Source organism: Gemella sanguinis ATCC 700632 (assembly GCF_000701685.1).
Lineage (GTDB): Bacteria > Bacillota > Bacilli > Staphylococcales > Gemellaceae > Gemella > Gemella sanguinis.
The window spans coordinates 19,284-44,139 of sequence record NZ_JNJO01000011.1; the positions used below are offsets into that span (position 1 = coordinate 19,284).

General features: G+C 29.0%; 27 protein-coding genes and 1 riboswitch. Of the genes, 7 read left to right on the top strand and 20 right to left on the bottom strand.

Features of this window, described 5'->3' with window-relative positions:
- Positions 1 to 3 precede the first annotated feature (3 nt).
- From folK to T369_RS0106075, 11 genes are all read right to left on the bottom strand, one after another.
- Entirely contained in the window at positions 4 to 477 is a 474-nt protein-coding gene (gene folK / locus T369_RS0106020; protein ID WP_031553045.1) for a 2-amino-4-hydroxy-6-hydroxymethyldihydropteridine diphosphokinase, read from the bottom strand.
- Complete coding sequence (gene folB, locus T369_RS0106025) at positions 477 to 857, bottom strand: dihydroneopterin aldolase (protein ID WP_031553048.1); 381 nt, start codon at positions 855 to 857, stop codon at positions 477 to 479. Before folB ends, folK begins: the two co-directional genes overlap by 1 nt.
- 160 nt (positions 858 to 1,017) lie before the next feature.
- Positions 1,018 to 3,177 (bottom strand): endonuclease/exonuclease/phosphatase family protein, encoded by a 2,160-nt coding sequence (locus tag T369_RS0106030; protein ID WP_031553051.1) that lies wholly within the window; start codon positions 3,175 to 3,177, stop codon positions 1,018 to 1,020.
- 156 nt (positions 3,178 to 3,333) lie between these two features.
- A complete protein-coding gene (locus tag T369_RS0106035; RefSeq protein WP_031553054.1) occupies positions 3,334 to 3,702 on the bottom strand; it encodes a single-stranded DNA-binding protein in 369 nt (122 codons plus the stop codon).
- A gap of 71 nt (positions 3,703 to 3,773) precedes the next feature.
- Complete coding sequence (locus tag T369_RS0106040) at positions 3,774 to 4,058, bottom strand: cupin domain-containing protein (protein WP_031553056.1); 285 nt, start codon at positions 4,056 to 4,058, stop codon at positions 3,774 to 3,776.
- Between the two features lie 37 nt (positions 4,059 to 4,095).
- Positions 4,096 to 4,851 carry a class I SAM-dependent methyltransferase gene (locus T369_RS0106045; protein ID WP_031553060.1) on the bottom strand — a complete coding sequence of 252 codons (756 nt, stop codon included), beginning with the start codon at positions 4,849 to 4,851 and terminating at the stop codon, positions 4,096 to 4,098.
- A 180-nt stretch (positions 4,852 to 5,031) separates the two neighbouring features.
- Entirely contained in the window at positions 5,032 to 6,153 is a 1,122-nt protein-coding gene (locus tag T369_RS09275; RefSeq protein WP_051618980.1) for a phospholipase A2 family protein, read from the bottom strand.
- A gap of 502 nt (positions 6,154 to 6,655) precedes the next feature.
- Positions 6,656 to 7,705, bottom strand: coding sequence for a hypothetical protein (locus tag T369_RS09415; protein ID WP_031553063.1), 1,050 nt, complete (start codon positions 7,703 to 7,705; stop codon positions 6,656 to 6,658).
- 223 nt (positions 7,706 to 7,928) lie between these two features.
- Positions 7,929 to 8,582 (bottom strand): NAD(P)H-binding protein, encoded by a 654-nt coding sequence (locus tag T369_RS0106065; RefSeq protein ID WP_031553065.1) that lies wholly within the window; start codon positions 8,580 to 8,582, stop codon positions 7,929 to 7,931.
- Between the two features lie 22 nt (positions 8,583 to 8,604).
- Positions 8,605 to 8,964, bottom strand: a complete 360-nt coding sequence (locus T369_RS0106070; protein WP_031553067.1) for a DUF1304 domain-containing protein — start codon at positions 8,962 to 8,964, stop codon at positions 8,605 to 8,607.
- 14 nt (positions 8,965 to 8,978) lie between these two features.
- Positions 8,979 to 9,392: a MarR family winged helix-turn-helix transcriptional regulator gene (locus tag T369_RS0106075; RefSeq protein WP_031553069.1), complete on the bottom strand. Its 414-nt coding sequence runs from the start codon at positions 9,390 to 9,392 to the stop codon at positions 8,979 to 8,981.
- 308 nt (positions 9,393 to 9,700) lie between these two features.
- On the opposite strand from T369_RS0106075, the gene pgtP reads away from it, so the two are divergent.
- Positions 9,701 to 11,038: a phosphoglycerate transporter protein PgtP gene (gene pgtP, locus T369_RS0106080; RefSeq protein ID WP_006364838.1), complete on the top strand. Its 1,338-nt coding sequence runs from the start codon at positions 9,701 to 9,703 to the stop codon at positions 11,036 to 11,038.
- Between the two features lie 47 nt (positions 11,039 to 11,085).
- Here pgtP and T369_RS0106085 read toward each other — a convergent pair whose 3' ends face one another.
- The 6 genes from T369_RS0106085 to lepB all read right to left on the bottom strand — a co-directional run bounded on the left by T369_RS0106085 (position 11,086) and on the right by lepB (position 17,100).
- Positions 11,086 to 11,703: a response regulator transcription factor gene (locus T369_RS0106085; RefSeq protein ID WP_004633039.1), complete on the bottom strand. Its 618-nt coding sequence runs from the start codon at positions 11,701 to 11,703 to the stop codon at positions 11,086 to 11,088.
- Positions 11,684 to 13,066, bottom strand: coding sequence for a sensor histidine kinase (locus T369_RS0106090; protein WP_031553074.1), 1,383 nt, complete (start codon positions 13,064 to 13,066; stop codon positions 11,684 to 11,686). The genes T369_RS0106085 and T369_RS0106090 overlap by 20 nt, the downstream gene beginning before the upstream one ends.
- Before the next feature lie 4 nt (positions 13,067 to 13,070).
- Positions 13,071 to 13,970 (bottom strand): phosphate/phosphite/phosphonate ABC transporter substrate-binding protein, encoded by a 900-nt coding sequence (phnD, locus tag T369_RS0106095; RefSeq protein WP_031553077.1) that lies wholly within the window; start codon positions 13,968 to 13,970, stop codon positions 13,071 to 13,073.
- A 183-nt stretch (positions 13,971 to 14,153) separates the two neighbouring features.
- A complete protein-coding gene (locus tag T369_RS0106100) occupies positions 14,154 to 14,810 on the bottom strand; it encodes a DNA alkylation repair protein (RefSeq protein ID WP_031553080.1) in 657 nt (218 codons plus the stop codon).
- A gap of 2 nt (positions 14,811 to 14,812) precedes the next feature.
- Complete coding sequence (locus T369_RS0106105; protein ID WP_031553083.1) at positions 14,813 to 16,414, bottom strand: CTP synthase; 1,602 nt, start codon at positions 16,412 to 16,414, stop codon at positions 14,813 to 14,815.
- A gap of 134 nt (positions 16,415 to 16,548) precedes the next feature.
- Entirely contained in the window at positions 16,549 to 17,100 is a 552-nt protein-coding gene (gene lepB, locus T369_RS0106110; RefSeq protein ID WP_031553086.1) for a signal peptidase I, read from the bottom strand.
- A gap of 262 nt (positions 17,101 to 17,362) precedes the next feature.
- Positions 17,363 to 17,466: riboswitch (TPP riboswitch) on the top strand.
- 37 nt (positions 17,467 to 17,503) lie between these two features.
- Here lepB and T369_RS0106115 point away from each other — a divergent pair.
- The 5 genes from T369_RS0106115 (at position 17,504) to T369_RS0106135 (ending at position 21,053) form a co-directional block, all read left to right on the top strand.
- Positions 17,504 to 17,788 (top strand): thiamine-binding protein, encoded by a 285-nt coding sequence (locus T369_RS0106115; protein WP_031553089.1) that lies wholly within the window; start codon positions 17,504 to 17,506, stop codon positions 17,786 to 17,788.
- Positions 17,763 to 18,548, top strand: coding sequence for an ABC transporter permease (locus tag T369_RS0106120; protein WP_031553092.1), 786 nt, complete (start codon positions 17,763 to 17,765; stop codon positions 18,546 to 18,548). Before T369_RS0106115 ends, T369_RS0106120 begins: the two co-directional genes overlap by 26 nt.
- Positions 18,529 to 19,524 (top strand): ABC transporter substrate-binding protein, encoded by a 996-nt coding sequence (locus T369_RS0106125; protein WP_031553095.1) that lies wholly within the window; start codon positions 18,529 to 18,531, stop codon positions 19,522 to 19,524. Before T369_RS0106120 ends, T369_RS0106125 begins: the two co-directional genes overlap by 20 nt.
- Positions 19,524 to 20,243 (top strand): ABC transporter ATP-binding protein, encoded by a 720-nt coding sequence (locus T369_RS0106130; RefSeq protein ID WP_031553098.1) that lies wholly within the window; start codon positions 19,524 to 19,526, stop codon positions 20,241 to 20,243. Before T369_RS0106125 ends, T369_RS0106130 begins: the two co-directional genes overlap by 1 nt.
- A gap of 132 nt (positions 20,244 to 20,375) precedes the next feature.
- A complete protein-coding gene (locus T369_RS0106135; RefSeq protein ID WP_031553101.1) occupies positions 20,376 to 21,053 on the top strand; it encodes a hypothetical protein in 678 nt (225 codons plus the stop codon).
- 72 nt (positions 21,054 to 21,125) lie between these two features.
- Here T369_RS0106135 and T369_RS0106140 read toward each other — a convergent pair whose 3' ends face one another.
- Both T369_RS0106140 and T369_RS0106145 read right to left on the bottom strand, forming a co-directional pair.
- Positions 21,126 to 22,283, bottom strand: coding sequence for a chloride channel protein (locus T369_RS0106140; RefSeq protein ID WP_035496465.1), 1,158 nt, complete (start codon positions 22,281 to 22,283; stop codon positions 21,126 to 21,128).
- Between the two features lie 63 nt (positions 22,284 to 22,346).
- A complete protein-coding gene (locus tag T369_RS0106145) occupies positions 22,347 to 23,255 on the bottom strand; it encodes a YitT family protein (RefSeq protein WP_031553107.1) in 909 nt (302 codons plus the stop codon).
- Between the two features lie 187 nt (positions 23,256 to 23,442).
- On the opposite strand from T369_RS0106145, the gene pssA reads away from it, so the two are divergent.
- On the top strand, positions 23,443 to 23,961 hold the full coding sequence (pssA, locus tag T369_RS0106150; protein WP_031553109.1) for a CDP-diacylglycerol--serine O-phosphatidyltransferase: 519 nt from the start codon (positions 23,443 to 23,445) through the stop codon (positions 23,959 to 23,961).
- Positions 23,962 to 24,001: 40 nt separating this feature from the next.
- Here pssA and T369_RS0106155 read toward each other — a convergent pair whose 3' ends face one another.
- A complete protein-coding gene (locus T369_RS0106155) occupies positions 24,002 to 24,766 on the bottom strand; it encodes an alpha/beta fold hydrolase (protein ID WP_031553113.1) in 765 nt (254 codons plus the stop codon).
- Positions 24,767 to 24,856: the final 90 nt, after the last annotated feature.

Sequence of the window (24,856 nt, forward strand, 5' to 3'; positions counted from 1 at the left end):
ATCTTATAATTTACTTTTAAAAATTCTAATCGGTTCTGTAATTTTCTCTAATGATTTTTTAATATTCATCCCTGATATTTCAATATCACCATACATCTCTACTAACGGTGCTAACACAAAATTTCTTTCATGAATATATTTATGGGGAACAATCAATCTTTCGTCATTAAATACTAAATCATCGAATGTAATTATATCAATATCAATAGTTCTATTTCCCCAATGTTCTTTACGCACTCTACCTAACTCCAATTCAATCTTTTGAATTGTATCAAGCAGTTCATAGGCATCTAAATTACTCTCTACTTCAATACACATGTTTAAAAAGTTTTGATCAGCTACTCCTCCCCAAGCAGGAGTCTCATACACACTACTTTTTAATATGATTTTTATATTATTTTCTTCAAGTTTTCTTAGTGCATCCTTTAAATATTGCTCTCTCGGTTCTATATTGGTTCCTAATGCTAAAATAATCATTATAATCTATAGAACTCCTCACGAGATGTTTTTACTTCTACACCGCATTTTTCAAAATGATGTCTTACAGGCGCTGCTGGTTTATTAATTTTTAATTTTATATTTTTGATTTCAGGAAATCTATCAAAAATATTTTTAAGTACCTCACCTGCTAAACGCTCTAGTAGATTAAATGTGTCTTCAGTAGCAGTTTTAACTACTACATCAGCTATATCAGCATAACTAACACTGTCTGTCATTTCGTCACTAAATAATGCTTTTTTATAATTCAATTCACACTCAATATCAAAAATAAACTTTTGCCCTAATTTATTTTCTTCTTCAAATAATCCGTGATTAGCAAATACTTCAAGACCATCAATAAATAACATTGTTTTCATGATTAAAACTCCTCAATCATTATTTTGATTAACTATAAAATTTTATCATATTTCTAGTTTTTTCTCTATTAATTATACTCCTAATAACCTTATTTATAAAAAAATCAACTCCATTAAATAGAGTTGATTTTTAGTTTGTTTATAAATATCTTTTATTATATTAATTATTACGTTTTTTTCTACCTAAGAAGAATGCCGCAATTACACCAAATATTCCTAAACCAAATGAACTAGATGAATCTAGACCTGTTTTTGGTAATACTTCTTTTTTATTTGAATGTGAATTAATTTTAACTTCACCTTTGTGATTAACAGCACTTAATTTTGTTATATTTTGTACTGCTGGAGATGTATTACCTTGTGTATTTTCTGGTTTATTAGGAGTTACTTCTGGACTAACTACTTCTTCAGATTTACTAAAGTCTATTTGAACAACTACTGGATCGTGGTCAGAGGCTCTACCATGCTCTTCCATAAATGATGCATTAATATGTACTGGTGAGAATAATACTCTATCCTTAATATTTTTAGAAACTAGTATATTATCTAAACTTTGGTTACTTCCACGATAGAAGTATGAGTATCTATCACCTGCTTCATGTTCCGCCATTAAGTTCACAAGCTCATTACCTACGATTGTTTTCACTGTATCAGAGAATTCAAAGTCATTAAAGTCTCCTGTTAAAACAAATTTTAAATTAGGATTTTGACGTAATCCCTCTCTAACAAATGCATTTAAAATTTTTGCTTGTTCTACACGTTGTGCCTTAGTATTTTCTACTGCTGGTTGATTAGATCCATATACTGCATCATCCCCTAATTTTGATTTTAGGTGGTTTGCAATAACTACTATTCTTTCACCTTTGAAATCAAATTCAGCAGCTAATGATTTTCTTACTTTTTCAAAGTTTATATTAGTTGGATCAATTCTTGCTGGGTTTTTTTCTAAATGTCCATCTACAAAACGTGCAGCTTCTTCACTTCCACCCTTATCTTTTCCGATAAGAGTTACTCTTTTAGGATTGTATAAGTATGCAACCCTAATATTTGAACCTGGTTTCCCTCCATCTTTTCCATCAATTGGAGCTACTTCAGTATATTTATATTCTGGTCCACCAAAACTTTTAATTCTATCAGCTAGTTTTTCTCCACTCTTAACACCTTCTACAGTTCCGTCATTTACTCCACCATTATTATCTTGAACTTCAATTAATGTAATAATATCTGGGCTATGAACTTCATTTATAAATGACTTAGCAATTTTATCTACTTTTTCTTCTGGTGTTTCGTCTCTTCCTTTGCTATTTGCAGAAAAGTTTTCAATATTATATGAAGCAATAGTTAACTTGTCTTCTGCTGGATATATTTTTGATACTTCACGTTTTAAACCACCATCTTGTACTTTCGGTACTTTGTATGGATCAATTCTATATGTTTTATATCTATATGTAAACACCCCTGTAATATCTTCATCAAAGTAATCTTTAGCTTTTGCTACCACATTTTTCCCAACTTCAATAGCTATTGTCTCGGTATTTTGAACACCAGGACGAAGATTTACTCCACCAATATTGTTTAATTTTTGTCCATTATAGTTACCTGGTAATACATAGATATCACCTTTATATTGTGGCCCCAAAATTTTAGGTTTATTAATATTAACACGCATTCCTTCTAAGCTTTCAAAATAATCTAAAGCTTCATTTTCAGGATTATATTTTGTTGGTGTTTTATCTACAGTGTCTTTAGGTATTTTTTCAGAGAATTCCACTGCATCTGGTAAAGCAGCCACTCCTAATTTAGTAATAGTAGCATTAATAATTTGAGTTACAGTTAGGCTACCTACAGGCGCTTTAAAAGTCTGCCCTGATCTAACAGCATATTCTTCTAAATACCCTTCTTTTACTGTTCCTTGAACTTTTAATAAATCTCCACTTTTCACTTTATCTTTTGACGCAACATATAATGCATCTGATGTTTTTGGGTTATTATCTGAAACTTTATCTTGTACATAAAACCCTGATCTATCTGTTTTAGTAACAACTACATTATTAACTATTACCTCACGACCAACTAGTGGGCTTTGGTGACTTTCTCCTTGAATTTCACCAATATTAGCAACCTCTTTAGGTGTTGTTGCTTGCGTGTTAGCTGCTCCTGTATTTGGTGTTCCACTAGTTGCATTAGTATTAGCAGGTGCCACTACTTCTGTTTTTACTTCTGCTGCTGCCGCATGATTTGTTTCAGCAGCTAAATAAGTTGCCCCAACTCCTCCTAATACAGCACTAGCTAAAAATATTGATAATTTATACTTCTTCAAAATTGATACTCCTTGTATTTAAGATTATTTGTCTACACTAATTATTTTACTATCTTTTTTTAAGTTAGTAAATATAAAAATGTTACCCCTTACAAAAAAATCTTTAATGCAATTAATTACATTAAAGATTTCTAACAATCTAAATTACTTTTATCCTTATTGACCTAAAACAAATACATCCTCTATTTGTTTTTCTTCTTTTTTATTACCTTTGCTTAAAAATGAGATTTTAGTAGCAATAACTGACATTTGATAATGATTAACACCATTTTTATCTTTGTAAACATTGTTACTTAATGTTCCAATGACATTTAATAAACTACCTTTATCACAATATTTAGCTGTATTTTCCGCAACTTTTCCAAATGCTGTAAATTCTAAAAAGTCAGTTTCGTATTCACCATCTTTTTTTCTATAATCTGATTGTACAGCTAGAGTTGCTTTTAAATAGTTCTTTCCATTTTCACTCTCTCTGAGCTCTGGTTTTTTTACTAGTCTTCCTATTAGTATAACTTGATTTAACATATATTTTCCTCCCTAAAGTAATTTAGATTGTATAAAAACATATAAAAATTATAGTTATACTATTTTTGGGTTTACTTAGTTATCAAAGTAACAAACACTTCTCCATCTGTTAAAAACTCTGCGTTTATATAGTTGTCTCCATCAAAGTGAAGAACTTTACCAGGTTCTACTTTATGAACTTCATTGTCATTTAAATGAACTTCTACCTCACCTTTTACTACAGTGAATACTACTAGCGCTTCTGGATGATTATGTTTTTGAATTAAATCACCTTTTTTCCCTACTTTTTTAACTAGTTTAAAGCGATCGTGTTTTTTTAATAAACCTTTATCTTGAAAAATTGTTCCTACTTCCATGTCATTTCTCCTTTAATTTTAAATACTTGTATTTTTATTATAACGCTTTTTTATTTACAAAACAAATAAAATTTAAATCTTTTTCTAATTTACTAAATGTAGTTTTCATTTTAATAAATTGAGCTCTATTTTCTGATTTTAAACCATTTTTTAATATTCTTAAAGTATTTGTTAGACCTTCATCTGTAATCATTCCTTTAGGGTCCATAAGAGTTAACTCATCCTGTAGAAAATTAACAGTAGTAAATCCTATTTCTGAGAATAACTCTTTCCATTCATTTTGTGGTAGAGGAAATACACTAATATTTATTGCTTCCGACAGTTGTTTTCTCGTTTCTTCATAATTATTTACTAAAGCAATATCATGTGTTAAAAGTAACCCACCTGGTTTTAATACTCTAAGATATTCCTTTAAAGCTCTTTCCTTACTCTTATTGCTAAACATTGTCAGCATAGCTTCATTAACAATATAATCAAAAGTATTATCAGGAAACTTCATTCTAAAGGCATCTGCTTTTAAAAATTTAATATTTTGATATTGATATTTAGCTAGTTCTTCATTAGCTTCTTGTATCGCTTCTTTATCAACATCTATACCTACGAAAATTGTTTTTGGATATTTTTTAGCTAATTCAATTAAATTAACTCCTTTATTACATGCAACTTCTAAAACTACATCTCCTTCTTTAAATGCTGCATGAGCTAAAAGAAAGTTTGTACCTCTAACTCCTCCAGGACGCAATTTTGTTTTTCCTAATTTTTTCAAAAACTTATGACCCGCTTCTTTTTTCATTAAATTCCACTCCTATTTATATAAATCTTTACTTTCTATTTTATTACAATATACAAAATATTACTAGCATTTTATTGATAATGATTATTATTTTTTGTTTTATGTAGAATTATATAACTAAATCTGCGTATATAAAAAGCACCCTTCTTAAAGGGTGCTTTGAAAAAAGACTAAATAAAATTATTTACCAGTAATACGACCAATAATTGTTGATACTTCACGTAATGGTGTATTATTCATAGCTATAAATCCAGCTGAAAAGATTGCTGCTTTTACTTTTTCAGCAGGTTTCATTTTATTAAAGTTTTTAGCTACATCTTTAACAAATTCAGCATTAGCTTTTCTACTAAAATATCCATCTTTTTTGTATCCAATATCATGTTTACGACAAATAGCATCTAATGTATCAACCGGTTTAGGATTTTTAGTTAAATCACCATGTCCTGGACCACAATAATTCCCATGTAATGGTAATTTAAATTTTCCTTTTTTAGCTTCTGTGGCTTTGTTTGTTGCTGCAGTTTTTGTTACTTTTTTAGCTTCTGTGGCTTTATTTATTGCTGCAGTTTTTGTTACTTTTTTAGCCGCTGTTGCTTTATTTGCTGCTGCAGTTTTTGTTACTTTTTTAGCCGCTGTCGCTTTGTTTGTTGCTGCTATTTTTGTTCCTTTTTTAGCCGCTGTTGCTTTGTTTGCTACTGCTGCTTTTGTTCCTTTTTTAGCTGTTGTTTTTTTGTTTACTACTGCTGTTTTTGTTCCTTTTTTAGCTGTTGTTGCTTTGTTTACTACCGCAGTTTTTATTCCTTTTTTAGCCGCTGTTGCTTTGTTTGCTACTACTGTTTTTGTTCCTTTTTTAGCTGTTGTTGCTTTTCTTGCTACTGCTGTTTTTGCTGTTGGTGTTGTTTTTCTTACAACTGATTTTGTTGCAGTTTTTCTTGTTGTTGGTGTTGTTTTTCTTACAACTGATCTTGTCGCAGTTTTTCTTACTGTTGGTGTTACTTTTCTTACAACTGGTCTTGTTGTAGTTTTTCTCGCTACCGGTTTTGCAACCACTTTTCTTGCTACTGGTCTTGCTACAGCTCTTCTTGCTACCGGTTTTGCCACAGCTCTTCTTGCTACTGGTCTTGCTACAGCTCTTCTTGCTACTGGTCTTGCTACAGCTCTTCGAACTGGTGTAGCTTTTGCTCTCTTAACACTACCTCCTTTTGAATGAGATTTTGCTTGAACTTCATGATTACTGTCCGCTACTGCACCTACTCCAAATAATAAAGCCGCCAATGCAAATACACTTAATCCCTTCTTCATATGTTTGTTCTCCTTTATAATAAATTAGCTAACAAATAATCACTATTAGTTAACTTTGAGAAATACTATATCATAAATAAAATTCTATATCAATAGCAATTTTTCTTGTTTAATATTATATTTCGATAATTATTATCATTACTTGTACATTGAAAATTTTCACTATATAATTTCTATCTCTTTTCAATTAACAATTATTATTTTAATATAAACATATTCTTTATCTTTAATACACTTTCTAAAGATTTTTAAATATACACCTTAGTTTAATACGATAAATTATATTTATACACTTACTATTTATATTATCTATATAATATTTTAGAGACTTTACAAAGTTATCATTTATATTATGAAAATTTTTTCTGTAAATTTTTGGAAATTATCTATAATCATATTAGAATTTTTAGTCATTATAATTTTTTTTAAAATACTACCCATCTATATATAAATAATAAACCCGAAATAAATCTTGATAATTTATTTCAGGTTTATATCCTTATTAATTTTCGTTTGGTAATTGAATCAATTGATTATTATTTGTTCTGTAGAAAGTCATATTTTGCCCTCTAAATATACGACTTCTAAACTTACTAACATTCGGACTAACGACATTTAGTTGTGTTTGATTGTGTCTGTTATTCTGCAATGTTTTACTAGAAATTACTATATTATTTCTAGTTCTATTTTTATGTAACCCTGCTCCCCTTCTTGTTACAAAGTTACTTCTAAACTTATTAACATTTGGACTAACAGTATTTAGCTGTGCTATATTTTGTCTATTATTCTGAAGTGTTCTATTAGAAATTACTACATTATTTCCAGTTCCAAATCTAGTTCTATTTTTATGTAATCCTGCTCCCCTTCTTGTTACAAAATTACTTCTAAAGTTCTTAGTAACAATGTTATTACTTCCTATATTTTTTGTATTTCTATTCGATGAATTAGTAAATGTTGTTTTTCCGTAAGCTCTTGTTTTACCAAATCTTGACTTTGTAATATTTCTTGATGAACCAAATGATCTATTACTTAAATTATTGTGTAAATTAGAAGTTCTAGTTGCTATTCCATTTGAATACCTATTTCTATTATTTGTTTTTGAACTTGTACCCACTCTTGAACTTCTATTAGATAATGAGCCAAATGATGAACGTCCTCTAGATTTTCCATAAGTTAAACTTCTTGAGCTATCAAATAACGATTCATTTGATGAACTTCTTTTTGAGCTTCCATACGAAGACCCACGAGATGATTTCGCTCTTGAACTTCCATATGATGAGCCGTATGATGATTTTCCTCTTGAGCTACCATATGATGAACCACGTGACGAGCTTCCTCTTGAACTTCCATATGATGATCCATGTGATGAACTACCTCTTGAACTTCCATATGATGAGCCATGTGACGAACTTCCTCTTGAGCTACTATGAGATGAGCTGCTAGAAGAGCTCCCCTTACCACCTTTTGCAAAAGCTTGATGTCCCCCATCTGCTATTGCTAATCCACCACATAATAATGTACTTATTGCAAATACTGTCAATCCTTTTTTCATTCTCTCTGTCTCCTCTCACTTTTATACATTTATTTTACCATAGATTCAGCAAACAATAAAGTTAACTTATATTTTTTGTTTATTTCTTTTGATAAATTAATTGTATATGAGTTTTATGAATATAAAATAAAGATTAAATTTTTTAAAAAAATAACCCAAAGTTATCATCACAACATAACTTTAGGTTACTGAAATATTAGTATTATAGAATTTATTGAGTCTTTTAAGATATTTTAAAATCAGAGTAATGATATACCCCTTCTCTTTTGTTGCCTATTGCATTATCCACAATTGCCTTACCTAGAATTTCTACCTCGATAGGTTTATATTTTTCAAATTTTCCTACAAGAATTTTTTTAAAAATCGGTGCTACCTTCATGAATAATTCCTCTACTAATCTCTTATCATCTCGCTTAGCTATTAATAAAGAAGGTCGATATATTCTTAAAATACCCAAATCTAATTTTGACAATTCATCCTCTAATTTTCCTTTTATAGAAGTATAAAAGTTCTTAGATTTACTTGTAGCCCCTAAGGCAGATACGACATTAAAACTTTTTACTTTACCTTCACATAACTTAGCAAAATTAACTGTATAATCTAAATCTATTTTCTTCTGATTCTCTTTTGTTTTTGCAATTTTTATTGTTGTTCCTAATGCAGCAAAAACATCTGAATTATTTAAAATATCTGTATTAAAATCTAGATTTTCAAAATCAATAACTATTTTTTCTAACTTATCATTGTCAGGAAATTTCTCTATTGATTTTCTTCCTAGTATATAAACTTTGTTATAATAATCTTGATTTAATACTTCATTTAAAATTTCTTTTCCTACTGCCCCTGTAGATCCTATTATTACTGCTGTATTGTTCATATTAATCTTGCCCCTTTATAAACTAAAATAATAATGAAAGAAGTGCTAATATTGGTAATCCACCTTGTTTTAAAATAATCTTTTTATCACTAGTTAAACCACCATATATAGCTACCAAAATAATATATATTAATAACATTGCAACTATTTCTACTGGATTTTTAGATAGAAATGCCCCATATAACAAAGCTACTCCTAATAAACCATTGTAAATACCTTGATTTTTAAATAATGTATTTAATCTTGCATTTCTTAATTCCTCTTGCGGAATATTAAATACTCTACTTGTACTTTCAGAATCTGTTGCAAATGTTTCTAAATACATTATATAGAAAAATAACATTGCAACTAACGTTACTAATATTGTTGATAATATACTCATTATTTATACCTCTTCTATTTGAAATTTTCATTAAATTTTTTTAATAGGCTGACTAAGTCTTTTAAATCTTTCTCAGTAAATTCATTACCGATAATATCTTGAACAGTTGTTTCTCTTTCGCAACGTCTTATTTCTTCATGAGCTTTTTCAGAAAGTTCTACTAAGACTTCTCTATTATTATTTTCATTACGTCTTTTAATTACATAACCTTCTTTTTCTAATATTTTTATGTGTCTAGTCACTGCCGCTGCATCTATTTCAAGACTTTGTGAAATTTGTTTTGATGTGCTAAAAGAACTTTCATGTAGATATTTTATAATTTGAAATCTTGTTAAACTAATACCTATTTTTTTCTCAAATAAATCTAGCAATTTTTTATCTAAATTTTTTAAATTATACAATAATTCTATACATTCCTTAACATCCATGCTATACTCCTTTTTTAAAAAATAATTAATTGACTTGTCAACTATTGATTAATCAATTATAATTCTTTTATATTTAATTATCAATAGTTATTTTGTAAGAAATTTCCCTACAACAGGTGTAGGGGATTTTCTAAAATATAAAAACTTTACATAATAACATTTACAGACGCTTTTCATTTATATATAATAAGGTTTATAAGTTACATACTTTATAAAATAAAGTAAAAAATTTATTCAAGAAGATTGACGTCATTCCTTCTAACAAAAAATTTAATATACTAAATTATTGAAGTGAAGGAGAAATTTATATGTTTTCGTTTTTAAAAGCTTCAGCACCAAAACCGAGAATCGACAGTTCTCGTACTGATGCTGAGTATAAAAGACTTCGATGGCAAGTATTCTCAGGAGTATTCATTGGATACGCAGCGTACTATCTAATTAGAAAAAACTTCTCACTTGCTATCCCTTATTTAATTGATCAATACGGTTACACTAAAGCTGATTTAGGTAAAGTTTCACTTGCACTATCTCTTGCTTATGGTTTCAGTAAATTTATTATGGGTAACGTTTCAGACAGAAGTAATCCTAAGTACTTTATTACTATTGGATTAGTTGCTTCTGCTGCTGTCAGCTTAATTTTTGGTCTAGTACCTGCAGTGCTTTCTTCATTAACATTTATGATTGTCCTTTCAGCACTTAATGGTTGGTTCCAAGGTATGGGGTATCCTCCTGGAGCAAAAACTATGACTAACTGGTTCTCTACTTCAGAACGTGGAGCTTGGTGGAGCTGGTGGAACGTTTCTCACAACCTTGGTGGTGGATTAATCGGGCCTCTTGCATTATTAGGACTTTCTCTTTTTGGTGCATGGCAATCACTATTCTACTTACCAGCAATAATCGCTATTATCTTAGCAATTATTATGTTCTACTTAATGAAAGATACTCCAGAGTCTGAAGGTTTACCTCCAGTTGATGAATGGAGAGGAGAAAAAATCGTAGAAAAAGTTGAGTCTGCTCACACTTTATCTGCAAAAGATATTTTCTTTAAATACATTATTAATAACAAATACTTATGGGCTATCGCAGTTGCTAACGTATTCGTATACTTCGTACGTTACGGTATTATCGACTGGGCTCCTACTTACCTAAAAGAAGTAAAACACTTCTCTGTTGATAAACAAAGCTGGGCTTACTTCTTATATGAATATGCTGGTATCTTCGGAATGTTAGCAAGTGGATACTTAAGTGATAAAGTATTCAAAGGACACCGTGCTCCTCCAATGTTATTATTCTTAACAGGAGTACTTATTGCAGTGTTCGTTTACTGGAAAAACCCTCCAGGTAATCCACTTGTAGATAACATTTGTCTAGTAGCTATCGGATTCTTAATCTACGGACCTGTTATGATGATTGGTCTTCAAGCTGCTGACCTTGTTCCACGTGTTGCTACAGGAACAGCTACTGGTCTTACTGGGTTATTCGGTTACCTACTTGGATCAGCAAGTGCTGGTTATGTTATGGGTAAACTTGTTGATGTATTCGGATGGAACGGAGGTTTCTACGCATTAATAGCTTCTTGTGTATTAGCATTCGTATTCATTGCTTTAACATTATTTAAGAAAACATCAAAACAATTAGAAGATTAATAAAAAATGGATCTCTATCAAATTATCTGATAGAGATCCTCTTATTTTTATAACATTAAGTTAGATTTTAAATACTCAACTAACTCACTTCGTTTTTTAGTATTTGTTTTTTCCATAAGTCGCTTTTTATATGTGTCAACTGTTTTTACACTTAAAAACAATTTTTCTCCGATATCAGTTAAAGTATACCCTTCAACTATATATTTTCCGACTTCTTTTTCTCGTTCACTAAGTTCTATTTCTTTATCTGCTTTATATAATTCATAAAAAATTGTAGCATACTTTTCATTCAAGTAAATTTCATTTTTTTCCATTACTACGTCAATAGCTTTTAAAATTTCCTCATGTGCAGTACTTTTTGTTACATAACCTGAAGCTCCCATTTTAAAAGCTTTTTTTATATATGATTTATCTTCATGCATACTTAGTATAATAACTTTAGCATCTAAATCTTTCTCTTTTATAATCTCCAATATATCATAACCACTTCCATCAGGTAATGAAATATCACAAATAAATAAATTATATTCAGTAGTGCTAATTCTTTCTAAAAATTCACCTTTACTCCCACAATCATCAATTAAACTAAATTTTTTATTGTCTTCTAACAAAACTCTAATCCCCATTTTTATCAGTTTATGATCATCAATCAATAGTATTTTCATTAGACTTCTCCTCTATTGTCTCTGTTTTAAACTTACACATTATTATTGTAGAGTACTTTTTATTATTAAGCACCTTGAATTCTCCAGAAAAATCCAATATTCTCTCTTGGATACCAAATATTCCTAGTCGACCTTCTTTTTTGGCTGATTCTACACGTTCTTTTGTTAATCCTATACCATTATCTGCTATACTCAAAATAATATAATCTGAATTACCATAAAGCTTAACAATTACTTCTGTAGCTCCAGAATGTCGTTTTATATTAGATAATGACTCTTGAATTATTCGATAAAGTGTAATATCGAAATTGTCATTTTTACCACCTTTATAATTACTATAAAAATCAACTGAGATACCATATAAATTTTTATAATCTTCGATATATTTACTTATTACCTCTTCTAAGCTTAGCTCTGCACTAGGTGGTCTTAGATTAACTGCTATATTTCTAATATTTGTTAAACTATTTTCGATTTCTGATTGAATTAGTAATAATCTATCTTTTTTCACTTTATCAGTTTCCTTTTCTACTAAATTACTTAATAAAAATAATAAACTCGCGAGTGATTGACTTACCTCATCATGCAATTCTCTAGAAAGCATTTTTCTTTCTTCTTCTTGAATCCTAAAAACCTTATTTAATAAATAGTTATTTAACTTTTTATTCTTTTTATTACTATCTACCATTTCATTTATAGAACTAACTAATACATGGAAATCCTGACTATAATTATCTTTATCTATATTTTTCTTATAATCACCTTCTCTAATTATTTCATCGGTTACAGAAGTTAGATCTCTTACTGGTCGTTCAATTAATTTTGAAATATAGTAAGCAACAATTAGCAACATTACAAAAACAACAATATTTAAAACAAGAATTCTTATAAATTGCATATATGTTTTCACATAAATATCTTTAGTATAAAAACCTATTCTTATATAACCAATATTAACATCATCGACAGGAGAAATGTATTCTAATATCTCTCCTTTTGAACTACCATAACTCTTATAATTTTTTAATTGTCCTTCATTAAACGTCATAAGTTTTTCTGGAACATCTTTTAAAGTTTTACCTATAATATTTTTATCATTATCATAAATAATAATATAAGACACTTCCTTATTCGATGAAGCACTATGTATCTTTTGATATATTTCATAAGTATTTTCAGTTTTTATATCGTCTGATATATCACCAGCTAGCTGATAGTAAGTTTGAGTAATTCTATCTTTCAAAGCACTTTCCAATATGCTTTTATTATTAACATATGTATATACTGAGATTATACTTAAATATATTGTATAGATTATCGCAAAGAATATAATAATCTTATTTCTTATTTTCAACTTAGCCATTTACTTAATCCTCACTTATTAAATCTGGATAATCACTAGCTTTTGTTTCTTCATACTTTTCTATCTGAAGCTGTGATAAGACGTTTTTTATAGAATCATCTTTATCTATAGATAATAATATCTGTTTGATTTTTTCTTTATCCTCATAGTTTTTATGAGTTACTACAGGTCCTGTCGCGACTTCCGGAAACGTCTTAATAATTTTTATATTATTCTCTATTCCAGAAAAATTACTACTCATATACTGCAAAGCCCAGTCATCAACTATTGCAGCCGATACTCTTCCATTTATAACATGATTTATAGATTCTTCATGACTATGTGTAAAATAACTATTACTGAAAAATTTATTTGCTGTTGTTCCATTTTTCTTTAGATAATCATTAAATACTAAATATCCTGAATAACTATAAGTATCTACAAAAGCAAAACTATTATTTTTCAATTCTTCTATTGTATTTATATTTGAATCATTCTTGGTAATTATTATTGGATGATAATATGCCTTACCTCTATTCGGCCTTGCTAAAAGTTCTAACGATTCTTTATCCTCATATAATGAATATGCACCAGTAGATAAAAATGCCACATCTATTTGATTATTTTTTAGTAATAAATTAATATCACTGTAGCTTTTTTTCTGTATCAACTTTACCTTTTTATTCAATTTTTCACCAATATAATTAGCTAATTCTTTTTCTAAAATATAACTTTTATTATCACCAGCAACAGAGATTAAACCAATTCTCAATGTATCATCATCTTTTCCATTATCATCGACATTTTCTGAAACTTTTGAGAAATCAATATAATCTTCCTGATTACTTTTAAACATAAAAGGCAGTGTTACTAATAATGCTATAGATAATATAACAACTACTAGCCCTATTACTACTTTTTTCATTTATTAAAACCAACCTTTACTTATAATTCATTTAAACTGTATATATTAATAAACACTCATCTGAAAAGCATTTTTATCCAATATTAAGACTCAAACAGCTATACTAATAGTATAACACTATTAGACAATAAGAAAAAGAGAAACACTTGCTCAATAATATTAAACAGTATTCTCTTTCTATTATTATATATATTTACTAGCTTCTCTTATACTTAGCGAAGCCATATTATTTTTGTATTTTTCAATGAAATCTTTTACCCATTGGGGATTAGTTTTCGAATAGTCTCTTAAAGCCCAACCTATAGCTTTATTAATAAAAAATTCAGTATGATTTAAGTTATTAACTAATATTTTTTCTAAAAGATTAGTATCTGTCTTTTCTTTTCGTAAAAGTTGATGATCTATAGCGACACGTCTTAGCCAAATATTATCATCAACACTCCATTTTAAAATTTCCTTTTTTAAAGTTTCATCACGATAAATTAAGCTTCCAATAATTCTATCCAGTATATCAACTGTATCCCACCATGATTTCTTTATAACTAATTTCTTTAATTTTTCAAAATCAGTAATTTCTAAAAATTTCTGCAAACTCTTTAGGTAATGTGCTGCAATGTATTGACATTCCCTTTTTTCATGTTGCCAACAATACTCAACAAAATCCCAATCTATTTTCTTTTCTTTTTTTGCATCTTTAAAATATGGTTTGCAAATTTCATCTCGAATAGGAGCTTGAATACCAAAAAAAGGAAATCTATTTTTCATATACCTAGACATATCGAGAGCACGCGCAGTATCTGCGCGTGCCTCTAGTTCATTTATTATATTAAACAAATCCATAATTAGCGTTTATTCTCTAAACTTGCTTTAATAAATCCAGCGAATAATGGATGTGCTTTTTCTGGACGAGATTTGAATTCTGGGTGGAATTGACCAGCAACAAACCATGGGTGTTCAGGTAATTCTACTATTTCTACTAATCTTCCATCTGGACTAACACCTGATAGAACTAATCCTTTATTAGTTAATCTTTCACGGTAGAAATTATTGAATTCATATCTGTGACGGTGTCTTTCAGTTATGTTGATTTCACCATATTCTTTATGCGCTTGTGAACCTTCTGTTAATGTACAAGGATAACTTCCTAGACGTAAAGTTCCTCCCATTTCTACTACATTTTCTTGGTCAGGAAGTAAGTTAATGATTGGGTACGGTGTATTTGGATCTAATTCTGAAGAGTGAGCCCCAGTTAATCCACAAACATTTCTTGCAAACTCTACAGCTGCAAGTTGCATACCTAAACAGATTCCAAAGAATGGTATTTTATTTTCACGAGCATATTTAATAGTTGTGATTTTTCCTTCAACACCTCGATCTCCAAATCCACCAGGAACTAAAATCCCATCAGCTTCTTTTAAATACTCATGAACATTTTCTTCAGTAATATCTTCTGATTGAATCCAATCGATTTTAACTTTAGAATTGTGTTTATACCCTGCATGTTTTAATGACTCAACTACTGAAATATAAGCATCATGTAATTCTACATACTTACCAACTAAGGCAATTCTAACTTCATCTTTTAAGTTATCTACACGTTCTACAAGTGATGTCCACTCTTCCATATCCGCCTCTTTAGCTGTTAAATTGAAGTGTTTTAGAACGATATCATCGATTTTTTGTGCTTTTAGATTTAATGGTAATTGATATAAATTACTTACATCACGACTTTCAATAACATTTTGTTTTGGAATATCGCAGAATAGAGATATTTTAGCACGTAATTCATCTGTTAATGCAAGTTCGTTTCTTACAACAATAATATCTGGTTGAATACCTAAACCACGTAATTCTTTTACAGATTGTTGTGTAGGTTTTGTTTTCATCTCACCAGCTGCTTTAATATAAGGTAATAGTGTACAGTGAATATAACATACATTCTCACGACCTAAGTCACTACGAATTTGACGAATTGCTTCTAAAAATGGTAATGATTCAATATCTCCTGTTGTCCCACCTATTTCTGTAATTACTACATCAGCATCACTTGATTCTCCAGCTAATAGTACACGTGATTTAATTTCATTTGTTACGTGTGGAATTACTTGAACTGTTCCTCCTAAATAATCTCCGCGACGTTCTTTTTCAATAATTGATGAATAAACACGACCCGCAGTCACGTTAGAATATTGACCTAGATTAACATCAATAAATCTTTCATAGTGTCCTAAGTCTAAATCTGTTTCTGCTCCATCTTCTGTTACAAAAACTTCTCCATGTTGATAAGGACTCATAGTTCCTGGGTCAACATTTAAGTATGGATCAAATTTTTGAAGTGTTACTTTTAATCCTCTATTTTTAAGTACTCTACCTACTGATGCAGCTACAATACCTTTTCCTAATGATGATACTACTCCACCTGTTACAAAAATATACTTTGTCATGTTAATCTCCTTTATAAAAAATAAAACCCCCTACGTAAATCGTAGGGGGTGGTTTTCTTCTATCACTCTTTTAGAGTGCCCGTATATTATGATAGCATAACATCATATTTTATTCAACTAAAATATTTTGAATTTTAGAAGAACTTAAATGAACTAAATGGATAGTATCTTAGACTTACTTTACCAATCATCGCTTCTTTTTTAACAAATCCAAAGACACGACTATCAGTACTATGTTGTCTATTATCACCCATTACAAAATACATTCCTTCTGGAACTGTTTTTGATTTAGTACTACTTAAGTACTCTATATTAAAGTCTGGTGTAAATGGTGCTGTTCCTGATTCTTTAGCTTCTTTAATTTTTTGAGTTAAATAAGGCTCATCCACTTTTTCACCATTAACATATAATACATCATCTTTATATTCAATAGTGTCTCCTGGAACACCTATTACACGTTTAATATAATCATCTGTTTCATTTGCATGGAATACTACTTCGTCACCACGTTCATAGTTTTTACTAAGTTTATTAACAAAAACTTTGTCATTATCAGCAAATGTATAGTCCATAGAATGTCCTTTTACTGTAAATGGAGCTATTACATAAGTACTTAAAACTAAGTAAATTGCTATAGATGCGACAACTACTATAATCCATTCAAATATTTCTTTTAAAAATTTCACTTCGTTATCCCTCTTAAATTTTATATTATTATGATTTTTTATTCTACCACATATCTAGTCAAAAATCAAAAATATCTTTTTAATCTAAGTATATATAGGTAAATTATTAAATCTATTTACTAATTATATTAAATATACATTAATCATAACTAAAAATAATAACTATATTATACTATATTTCTTGTATCTCTTTTTTCGAACTACACTCTAAACTTGAAATCGTTAAACAGATTTATTGATTTAAATAATGTATATGATATAATCATAAATACGGGAGTCTGTGAACAGTCTGAGAGGAAATATTTATAAATTTCGACCGAACCTGATCTGGGTAATGCCAGCGTAGGTAGTATTCTTTAAGACCTAACTTAGACCCCTTAAAATTGTAAGGAGGTTTTTTATTTTGTCAAATTGCAGTATTGCATTACAAATTCTTCCATTGAGCGAACAAAATGAAGAAAAAATAAAAATAATAGATAATGTTATTCATTATCTTCAGAATAAACATTCTAATGTCGTTGTTTCTCCTTTTGAAACAGTAATAGAAGGAGAGTTCAATGAATTATTGGATACTCTAAAAGAATGTTTGCTAATTGCGGGTGAGGATAGCAAAAATATTTTTGCTAATGTGAAAATTAATTACGGGAATATTTTAACTATAGATGAAAAGCTTAGCAAATTTAATTAATAAATATGCTGCCGCTATTTCTATGCTTATTCTTATTATAATTTGGCAGGGGGCTGGATATTTAAATTTACTTCCTAAGTATATTATTCCTACTCCTATAGAAATAGTACAGTCTTTCATTAAAAATTATAAACAATTAATTTTCCACAGTAAAATCACCCTCCTAGAAGCTATTATCGGTTTACTACTTGGTATTATAATAGCTTGGACTCTAGCTTTAATTATGGACAGCATCCCAGTATTTAATAAAGCTATTTATCCTCTACTAGTCCTAACACAAACTATTCCTACTATTGCTATTGCACCTATTTTGGTTCTTTGGCTTGGGTACGGATTAACACCAAAGATTGTTTTAATAGTTTTAACTACAACCTTCCCTATTGTCGTTAGTATATTAGATGGATTTAGAAATTGTGATAACGATATGATCACATTATTAAAACTTATGAATGCTAGTAAATTACAAATACTATGGCATGTTAAAATACCAACTAGCTTAAGTTACTTCTATGCAGGACTTAGAGTAAGTGTTTCTTATGCATTTATAGCTGCAGTTGTAGCTGAATGGTTAGGAGGTTTTGAAGGCCTAGGTGTTTATATGATTAAAGCAAAAAAACTATTTGAATACGATACTATGTTCGCAATTATTATATTGGTATCTATTATAAGTTTACTAAGTATAGAATTAGTTAAACTAAGCGAAAAAAAATTTATTAAATGGAAATATATAGGAGAAAATCATGAAAAAAATACTAATTAGTATATTTTCTATTATTCTTGCAGTAACACTTACAGCATGTGGTTCTGCTAATAATAGTTCAAATAATAAAGATTTAAAAAAAGTCGACTTTGTATTAGACTGGGCAGTTAATACAAACCACACAGGATTATATGTCGCAAAAGAAAAAGGTTATTTTGCTGAAGAAGGAATAGATCTTGATATTAAACCAGCACCAGAAGATAGCACATCAGATTTAATAATTAATAATAAAGCACCTTTTGGAATATATTATCAAGATACAATGGCTAGTAAACTTTCTAAAGGAGCTGGAATTACAGCTGTAGCTGCTATTATTGAACACAATACTTCAGGTATCATTTCACCTAAGAAAAACAATATTACTGATCCTAAAGCTTTAGAAGGTAAAAAATATGGAACATGGAATGATCCTGTTGAACTAGCTATGATTAAATCTCTAATTGAAAAACAAGGTGGAAATTATAATAAAATTGAGTTAGTACCAAATAGTGATAGTAACTCAATTACACCTCTTGAAAACGGAGTTTTTGATGCTGCTTGGATTTACTATGCATGGGATGGTAAATTAGCAGAAAGTATGAATTTAGAAACAAACTTCTTCTACTTAAGAGATTTTGATAAAAAACTTGATTACTATTCACCAGTAATTATCGCAAATAATGACTATCTAAAAAATAACAAAGAAGAAGCCAAAAAAGTTCTTAAAGCTATTAAGAAAGGATATGTCTACGCTATGGAGCATCCTGAAGAAGCTGCAGATATTTTAATAAAAAATGCACCGGAACTAAAAGAAAAACGTGATTTCGTAGTAGCATCACAAAAATATATCTCTCAACAATATGCTTCAAATAAAGAGCATTGGGGAGAATTCGATGCTGAAAGATGGAACGCATTTTACCATTGGGTTAACGATAACAAAATTATCGAAAAACCACTTGCAGACAATACAGGATTTAGCAATGACTACATAAAATAATGAGTGTCTTAACAATAAAAAACTTATCTTTCAATTACCCAAATAATAGTATATTAAAAAATATTAATATTCATGTCGACCAAGGTGAAATTGTTTCAATTCTAGGTGGAAGCGGAGTTGGAAAAACTACCTTATTTAATTTAATTGCAGGTATCAACGAACTTCAATCTGGAACTATAGAAATTCAAGGAGATTCTAATTTCAAAGGAAAAGTCAGCTATATGCTTCAAAAAGATTTACTTTTAGAACATAAGACTGTAATTCAAAATATTATACTTCCCCTTCTTATAAAAAAAGTTAATAAAAGAGAGGCTGAAGCTGAAGCCATAAAAAACTTAAAACTATTTAATCTTTATGATTATAAAGATAAATATCCAAGTGAATTAAGTGGTGGTATGAGACAAAGGGTTGCACTTTTAAGAACTTATATGTTTAAAGAAGAATTATTCTTACTAGACGAACCTTTTAGTGCCCTAGATGCAATAACAAAGATATCATTACATTCTTGGTATTTAGATATTTGTAAAAAGTTTAATCTTACAACCCTACTAATAACACATGACATAGATGAGGCAATAGAACTTAGTGACAGAATATATATTATTAAAAATAAACCTGGTGAAATTATTTCAGAAATAAAAGTTCAACTAAATGGTGAAAATGTTGATGAACAAAAATTAAAATATAAAAGAGAAATTTTAAAACTTCTAGGTTTATAATAAAAGAACAGAGTCAGACTTTACTGATTCTGTTCTTTTTTAATAATTTATTAATATATATTGATAAATATATATAATTTTTCTTATATACATGATATAATAAAATTATAATCAAATGAAAGGGGTTTCTATATGAAAAAATTACAAGGTATACTAATGTTATTATTAAGTTCCGTACTACTTGTGTCTTGTCAAGCAAATAAAAACGAAAATAAAGACCAAAATAAAGAGCAGACAACACAGAATGAGTCAAATAAACAAGAGGACTCTAAGAAAAAAGATGAAAATAAAAAAGAAGAAGCTAATAAAAAAGATTCAGATTCATCAAATAAAAGTTCATCTTCAACAGGTATCAAAGCAGAGGATACTAAAGTAATTGGTTCTGACGAGTACGGATATGTTAAAGTCCCTAAAGATTGGGTTAATTTTAAAGATATAAATGGTGGTAATGACATACAATCTAGTGATACATCTGCGTATAATGTTGTTACATTAAACATTTTCCGTCCAAGTCAACTTGGAATATCTGAAGCAGAGTATGCATCTATCGATCCTAAGCAAGTAGCAAATTCAGTATATAGTAGGCAACAGAGTAGTCAAATGTTTGAAAAAATATCAGGTACTAAATCAAAAATCGGTGGCTATGATGCTTATGTTATTAATACTTTAACTAATACTGGAAAATATTTTGTTACATATATTTTTAAAGCAGACGATGGTAAAATTCATTATACTTCAATAGAAGGTGATAAAGATACTTTAACAAAGATGATTCCATTAATTGAGGAAAGTTGGTCACTAAAAAAATAAATCCTGAATAGTATTTACAATAAACTAAAAAATACCGAGAGAAAACTACACTTCTCTTGGTATTTTTATATACTAACTATAAATACTGTATTTTTTGTTTATAAAGTACAATAGTACTGCTGGTAATATCATTATTAACATCAGTTTATATCCAAAAACTTCTAAAGCCAAAAATATAGGAGTTATCCATGTTTTTGTTGCTGAAGAAAATACTAAGCAATATCCCAAGCCAGCTACCATTAACACAGGCAGCCCTAACCATATTCCTAATACAACGCCACTGCTTGCCCCAATAGCAAATAACGGTGTAACCTCTCCCCCACTAAAGCCTATAGCTGTACAAATTGCCGTTAATATTAATTTTAAAATAAAATCATACGCTTTAATATTATTATAATCATTAAATGAGATGTCTATTAAATTAGTACCTAGTGAAGCATATCTAAAGTTTAGTATAAAGCTCATTACTATAAATAATACTAATAAAACCCATGTAAGATATTTGTAAGTAGCAACAACCACTTTAGATTTTTTTTGAATAATAACAAATAATATCCCGGTAAAAATTAATGTTATACTTATAAAAGCTATTTTTAATATGTTTACTAAATTAATATCATTATTACTAACATTAACTTCTACAAAGAATTTCTCTAAACCTAAAATATGAGATAGCTTTGCTGAAATAAATGCTGCAACTATATAACTAACGAACTCATAAATAGAACTAGCAGTAACTCTTATCTTTTTCCCAATTATTTCTAATATAAAAAATACTGCTGCAAGTGGAGTCTGAAATAGAGCTGCAAAACCACTAATCATCCCTAAACGAACAAAATATTTCTTTTGTCTATCACTTAAATCATTAGTCGTCATATTTTTTCCAATAGCTCCACCTAATTGAACTGCAACACCCTCTCTTCCCACACTTACACCAAATACATGAGCAAGCAGAGTATTTATAGTAAGAACAATAGGAAAAAACCAGCTAACCTTATCATTGTCTTTATTAGCAGCTTCTACAAAATACTTCATACCTACTCCATGAGTTTTAATTATCTTATTACTATATTTTGCAAAAAGAAGCACTAGCGGTGTTAAGAGAATTAAATATTGGTAGTAATTTTTACTAATATTAATTAAAAATAGAAGTGTTTGCCCAAAAAATGAACAACATACGGTAGTTAGTCCTATTATTAATATTATTCTAAAATAAAAGTTTTTTATCATCTTAATACCTTTCAAATAATGAGAGTAACCTAACAATATAATATATTAGGTTACTCCCTATTATTATTTATCTTTTTTTATACCTACTTTGATTTTCTTTGGTTGATCAAAACTGAATCCTTCGCCCATTACATCATGAACCTCTGTTATGGTTACAAAGGCTCGTGGGTCAATCTCAAAAACGAGCGATTTCAGTCTACTTATTTCATTTCTTGATACAACACAATAACCAATATCCATATCTTTTCTAGTATAACTACCTTGTCCTTTAAAATACGTTAAACCGCGTTCCATATCTTCTTGAACTATTTTAGTTATTTCTTCTATTTTTGGTGAAACAATCATTACACCTTTACCAGATACCCCACCTTCAACTACATAGTCTATTAACTTAGTACTAATAAATATATAGAAAAGAGTATATAAGATTGCTGGGAAACTTTTTACCGCTACAAACGTAAGAGCTATAATAACACCGTCTAATACTTGAATAATTCTTCCAATTGAATTTCCTGTATAAAGTTGAATAATTTTAGCTACAATATCTACTCCTCCAGTTGTACCACCAACTAAAAATACTATTCCTAGTCCAATACCTGCGATAATACCACCAAAGACAGAAGCTAATAACTTATCTCCACCAATATCAATATTAACATTATATATTTCAAAAAATTTCAACCACGCAGTTAACATAGAAATACCATATAAAGTATATATCATAGTTTTTCTATCTAACATTTTAAAACCAATAATTAATAATGGTATATTAACCAATATTGTACCAGTTGATACTGGTAATCCAAATGCATAAAGTAGTAACAAGGAAATACCTGTTCCTCCACCTTCTGCAAGTTTGTTCGGTACATTAAAGTGCATTATCGCAAATGAATAAATAGCACAACCAAGACAAATAAATATTAACTCTTTCGCAATTTTCTTTATATCAACTTTATCTAATTTTAGCGACATAATACCCCTCCCATAATAAATTACATATACATTATATCAAGTAATATTTTTAAAAACAACACTTCTCGCAAAATTTTTATGTAAATTAAAGTAATTAATAAATTTCATATTGTAACTTTTATTTTTTTTTAGACTTTTCTTTCAATTTGTACTATAATTATAATATCAATCATTGGAGGATAACTTAATGAATAAAAATTTTATACCGAATTATCTTACCTTGTGTAATATCTTTTGTGGCTTTTTATCAATCTTAGTTACTGTACATGGATATTATGTTTGGGGAACTGTCTTTATTTTATTAGCAATGCTTGCAGACAGATACGATGGTATTGTAGCAAGAAAACTTGGTGTCGTTTCTGACATCGGTCATGATTTAGATTCTTTATGTGACGTTGTAAGTTTTGGTGTAGCTCCTGCTATACTAATTTTTGAAAAATTTGTATCTATTGATAAACCAACTTCTACATTAATAGTGATAGTAGCTATCCTTAGTGCCATCTATGCTTGTTGTGGTGCTTATAGATTAGCACGATTTAATGTTACTAAAATGAAAGATGGTTATTATCAAGGTGTACCTATTACAACATGTGGATCAGTTTTAGCTATAATATCATTATTTAACTTACCAAGCATTATAAACCTATTATTACTAATAATCTGTTCATACTTAATGGTAAGTAATTTAAAAATTAAGAAAATATAAAAATAAAAAGTTTGGAAGTATCCAAACTTTTTATTTTTCTTTATTTAAGACATTCATATATTACTTGAGCTAATCCTTCTGAATTTTCCCATGCCATAGAATGCCCAGCATTCTCTACTATTTTTACTTCTATATTATTCTTTGGTAACTCTTCTAAATCATCACTTGGTAATGTTTTACTACCGAAGATAAAGAATCGAGGAATCTTATAACTATAGAACATATCACGCCAAGGGACTTCTCTAACTTCTATAGCATCCCTTGATATTTGATATGCTGCCTCTGGCAACCAATTTCTTAATGTTGCTGCCCACATTGTATTCTTTCCACTTGCACAATATTCTATTAAGCTACTTATTCTACTCTTATAATTCTCTTCAGTATACTGAGCAACAGCCCAACTAGTTCTTCCTTTAGTCGCAGGATCTAAATTAGGTTCTGTTAGTATTAATCGATCTATCTTTTCCTTACAAAGACCGCAAAGTTCTATAGAGATAGCCCCTCCTAAACTATGCCCAAATAATATAACTTTATTTAAATTCAGATCTTCTAAAAATTCACTTAAGTACTTCGCATGATTTTTAACTTTGTATTCAAAATCAAGAGGTTTATCACTATAACCTGCTCCTAGTAAATCTATTAATATTTTTCTATGACCTAAGAACTCTTTCCTATTTGCTATCTCAACATAATCAAAAGAACCTGCACATCCTAATCCATGAATAAATATTATTGGTATTCCTTCACCAGGAAAATCATTATATCTAATTTTATAATTTTTATTTCTTAATTGATATTCTCTCATAAATTATCCTCCCAGACATTTATATCCTTATTATATCATTTATTGTAAGCAGTTTAAATAATAGTTATTACTTTTTTTTTTCTTCTATTT

Excerpts from the sequence above, each read along its gene's own strand:
- T369_RS0106135 (WP_031553101.1), top strand. The coding sequence starts at position 20,376 with ATGAAAAAATTACAAGGTATACTAATGTTATTATTAAGTTCCGTACTA.
- T369_RS0106130 (WP_031553098.1), top strand. The coding sequence starts at position 19,524 with ATGAGTGTCTTAACAATAAAAAACTTATCTTTCAATTACCCAAATAAT.
- T369_RS0106070 (WP_031553067.1), bottom strand. The coding sequence starts at position 8,964 with ATGAGTATATTATCAACAATATTAGTAACGTTAGTTGCAATGTTATTT.
- T369_RS0106035 (WP_031553054.1), bottom strand. The coding sequence starts at position 3,702 with ATGTTAAATCAAGTTATACTAATAGGAAGACTAGTAAAAAAACCAGAG.
- T369_RS0106085 (WP_004633039.1), bottom strand. The coding sequence starts at position 11,703 with ATGAAAATACTATTGATTGATGATCATAAACTGATAAAAATGGGGATT.
- T369_RS0106145 (WP_031553107.1), bottom strand. The coding sequence starts at position 23,255 with ATGTCGCTAAAATTAGATAAAGTTGATATAAAGAAAATTGCGAAAGAG.
- pssA (WP_031553109.1), top strand. The coding sequence starts at position 23,443 with ATGAATAAAAATTTTATACCGAATTATCTTACCTTGTGTAATATCTTT.
- T369_RS0106100 (WP_031553080.1), bottom strand. The coding sequence starts at position 14,810 with ATGGATTTGTTTAATATAATAAATGAACTAGAGGCACGCGCAGATACT.
- T369_RS0106155 (WP_031553113.1), bottom strand. The coding sequence starts at position 24,766 with ATGAGAGAATATCAATTAAGAAATAAAAATTATAAAATTAGATATAAT.
- T369_RS0106075 (WP_031553069.1), bottom strand. The coding sequence starts at position 9,392 with ATGGATGTTAAGGAATGTATAGAATTATTGTATAATTTAAAAAATTTA.
- folK (WP_031553045.1), bottom strand. The coding sequence starts at position 477 with ATGATTATTTTAGCATTAGGAACCAATATAGAACCGAGAGAGCAATAT.
- folB (WP_031553048.1), bottom strand. The coding sequence starts at position 857 with ATGAAAACAATGTTATTTATTGATGGTCTTGAAGTATTTGCTAATCAC.
- T369_RS0106125 (WP_031553095.1), top strand. The coding sequence starts at position 18,529 with ATGAAAAAAATACTAATTAGTATATTTTCTATTATTCTTGCAGTAACA.
- T369_RS09415 (WP_031553063.1), bottom strand. The coding sequence starts at position 7,705 with ATGAAAAAAGGATTGACAGTATTTGCAATAAGTACATTATTATGTGGT.
- T369_RS0106065 (WP_031553065.1), bottom strand. The coding sequence starts at position 8,582 with ATGAACAATACAGCAGTAATAATAGGATCTACAGGGGCAGTAGGAAAA.
- T369_RS0106120 (WP_031553092.1), top strand. The coding sequence starts at position 17,763 with ATGAAAAGCTTAGCAAATTTAATTAATAAATATGCTGCCGCTATTTCT.
- T369_RS0106090 (WP_031553074.1), bottom strand. The coding sequence starts at position 13,066 with ATGGCTAAGTTGAAAATAAGAAATAAGATTATTATATTCTTTGCGATA.
- T369_RS0106040 (WP_031553056.1), bottom strand. The coding sequence starts at position 4,058 with ATGGAAGTAGGAACAATTTTTCAAGATAAAGGTTTATTAAAAAAACAC.
- pgtP (WP_006364838.1), top strand. The coding sequence starts at position 9,701 with ATGTTTTCGTTTTTAAAAGCTTCAGCACCAAAACCGAGAATCGACAGT.
- phnD (WP_031553077.1), bottom strand. The coding sequence starts at position 13,970 with ATGAAAAAAGTAGTAATAGGGCTAGTAGTTGTTATATTATCTATAGCA.
- T369_RS0106140 (WP_035496465.1), bottom strand. The coding sequence starts at position 22,283 with ATGATAAAAAACTTTTATTTTAGAATAATATTAATAATAGGACTAACT.
- T369_RS0106105 (WP_031553083.1), bottom strand. The coding sequence starts at position 16,414 with ATGACAAAGTATATTTTTGTAACAGGTGGAGTAGTATCATCATTAGGA.
- T369_RS09275 (WP_051618980.1), bottom strand. The coding sequence starts at position 6,153 with ATGAAGAAGGGATTAAGTGTATTTGCATTGGCGGCTTTATTATTTGGA.
- T369_RS0106045 (WP_031553060.1), bottom strand. The coding sequence starts at position 4,851 with ATGAAAAAAGAAGCGGGTCATAAGTTTTTGAAAAAATTAGGAAAAACA.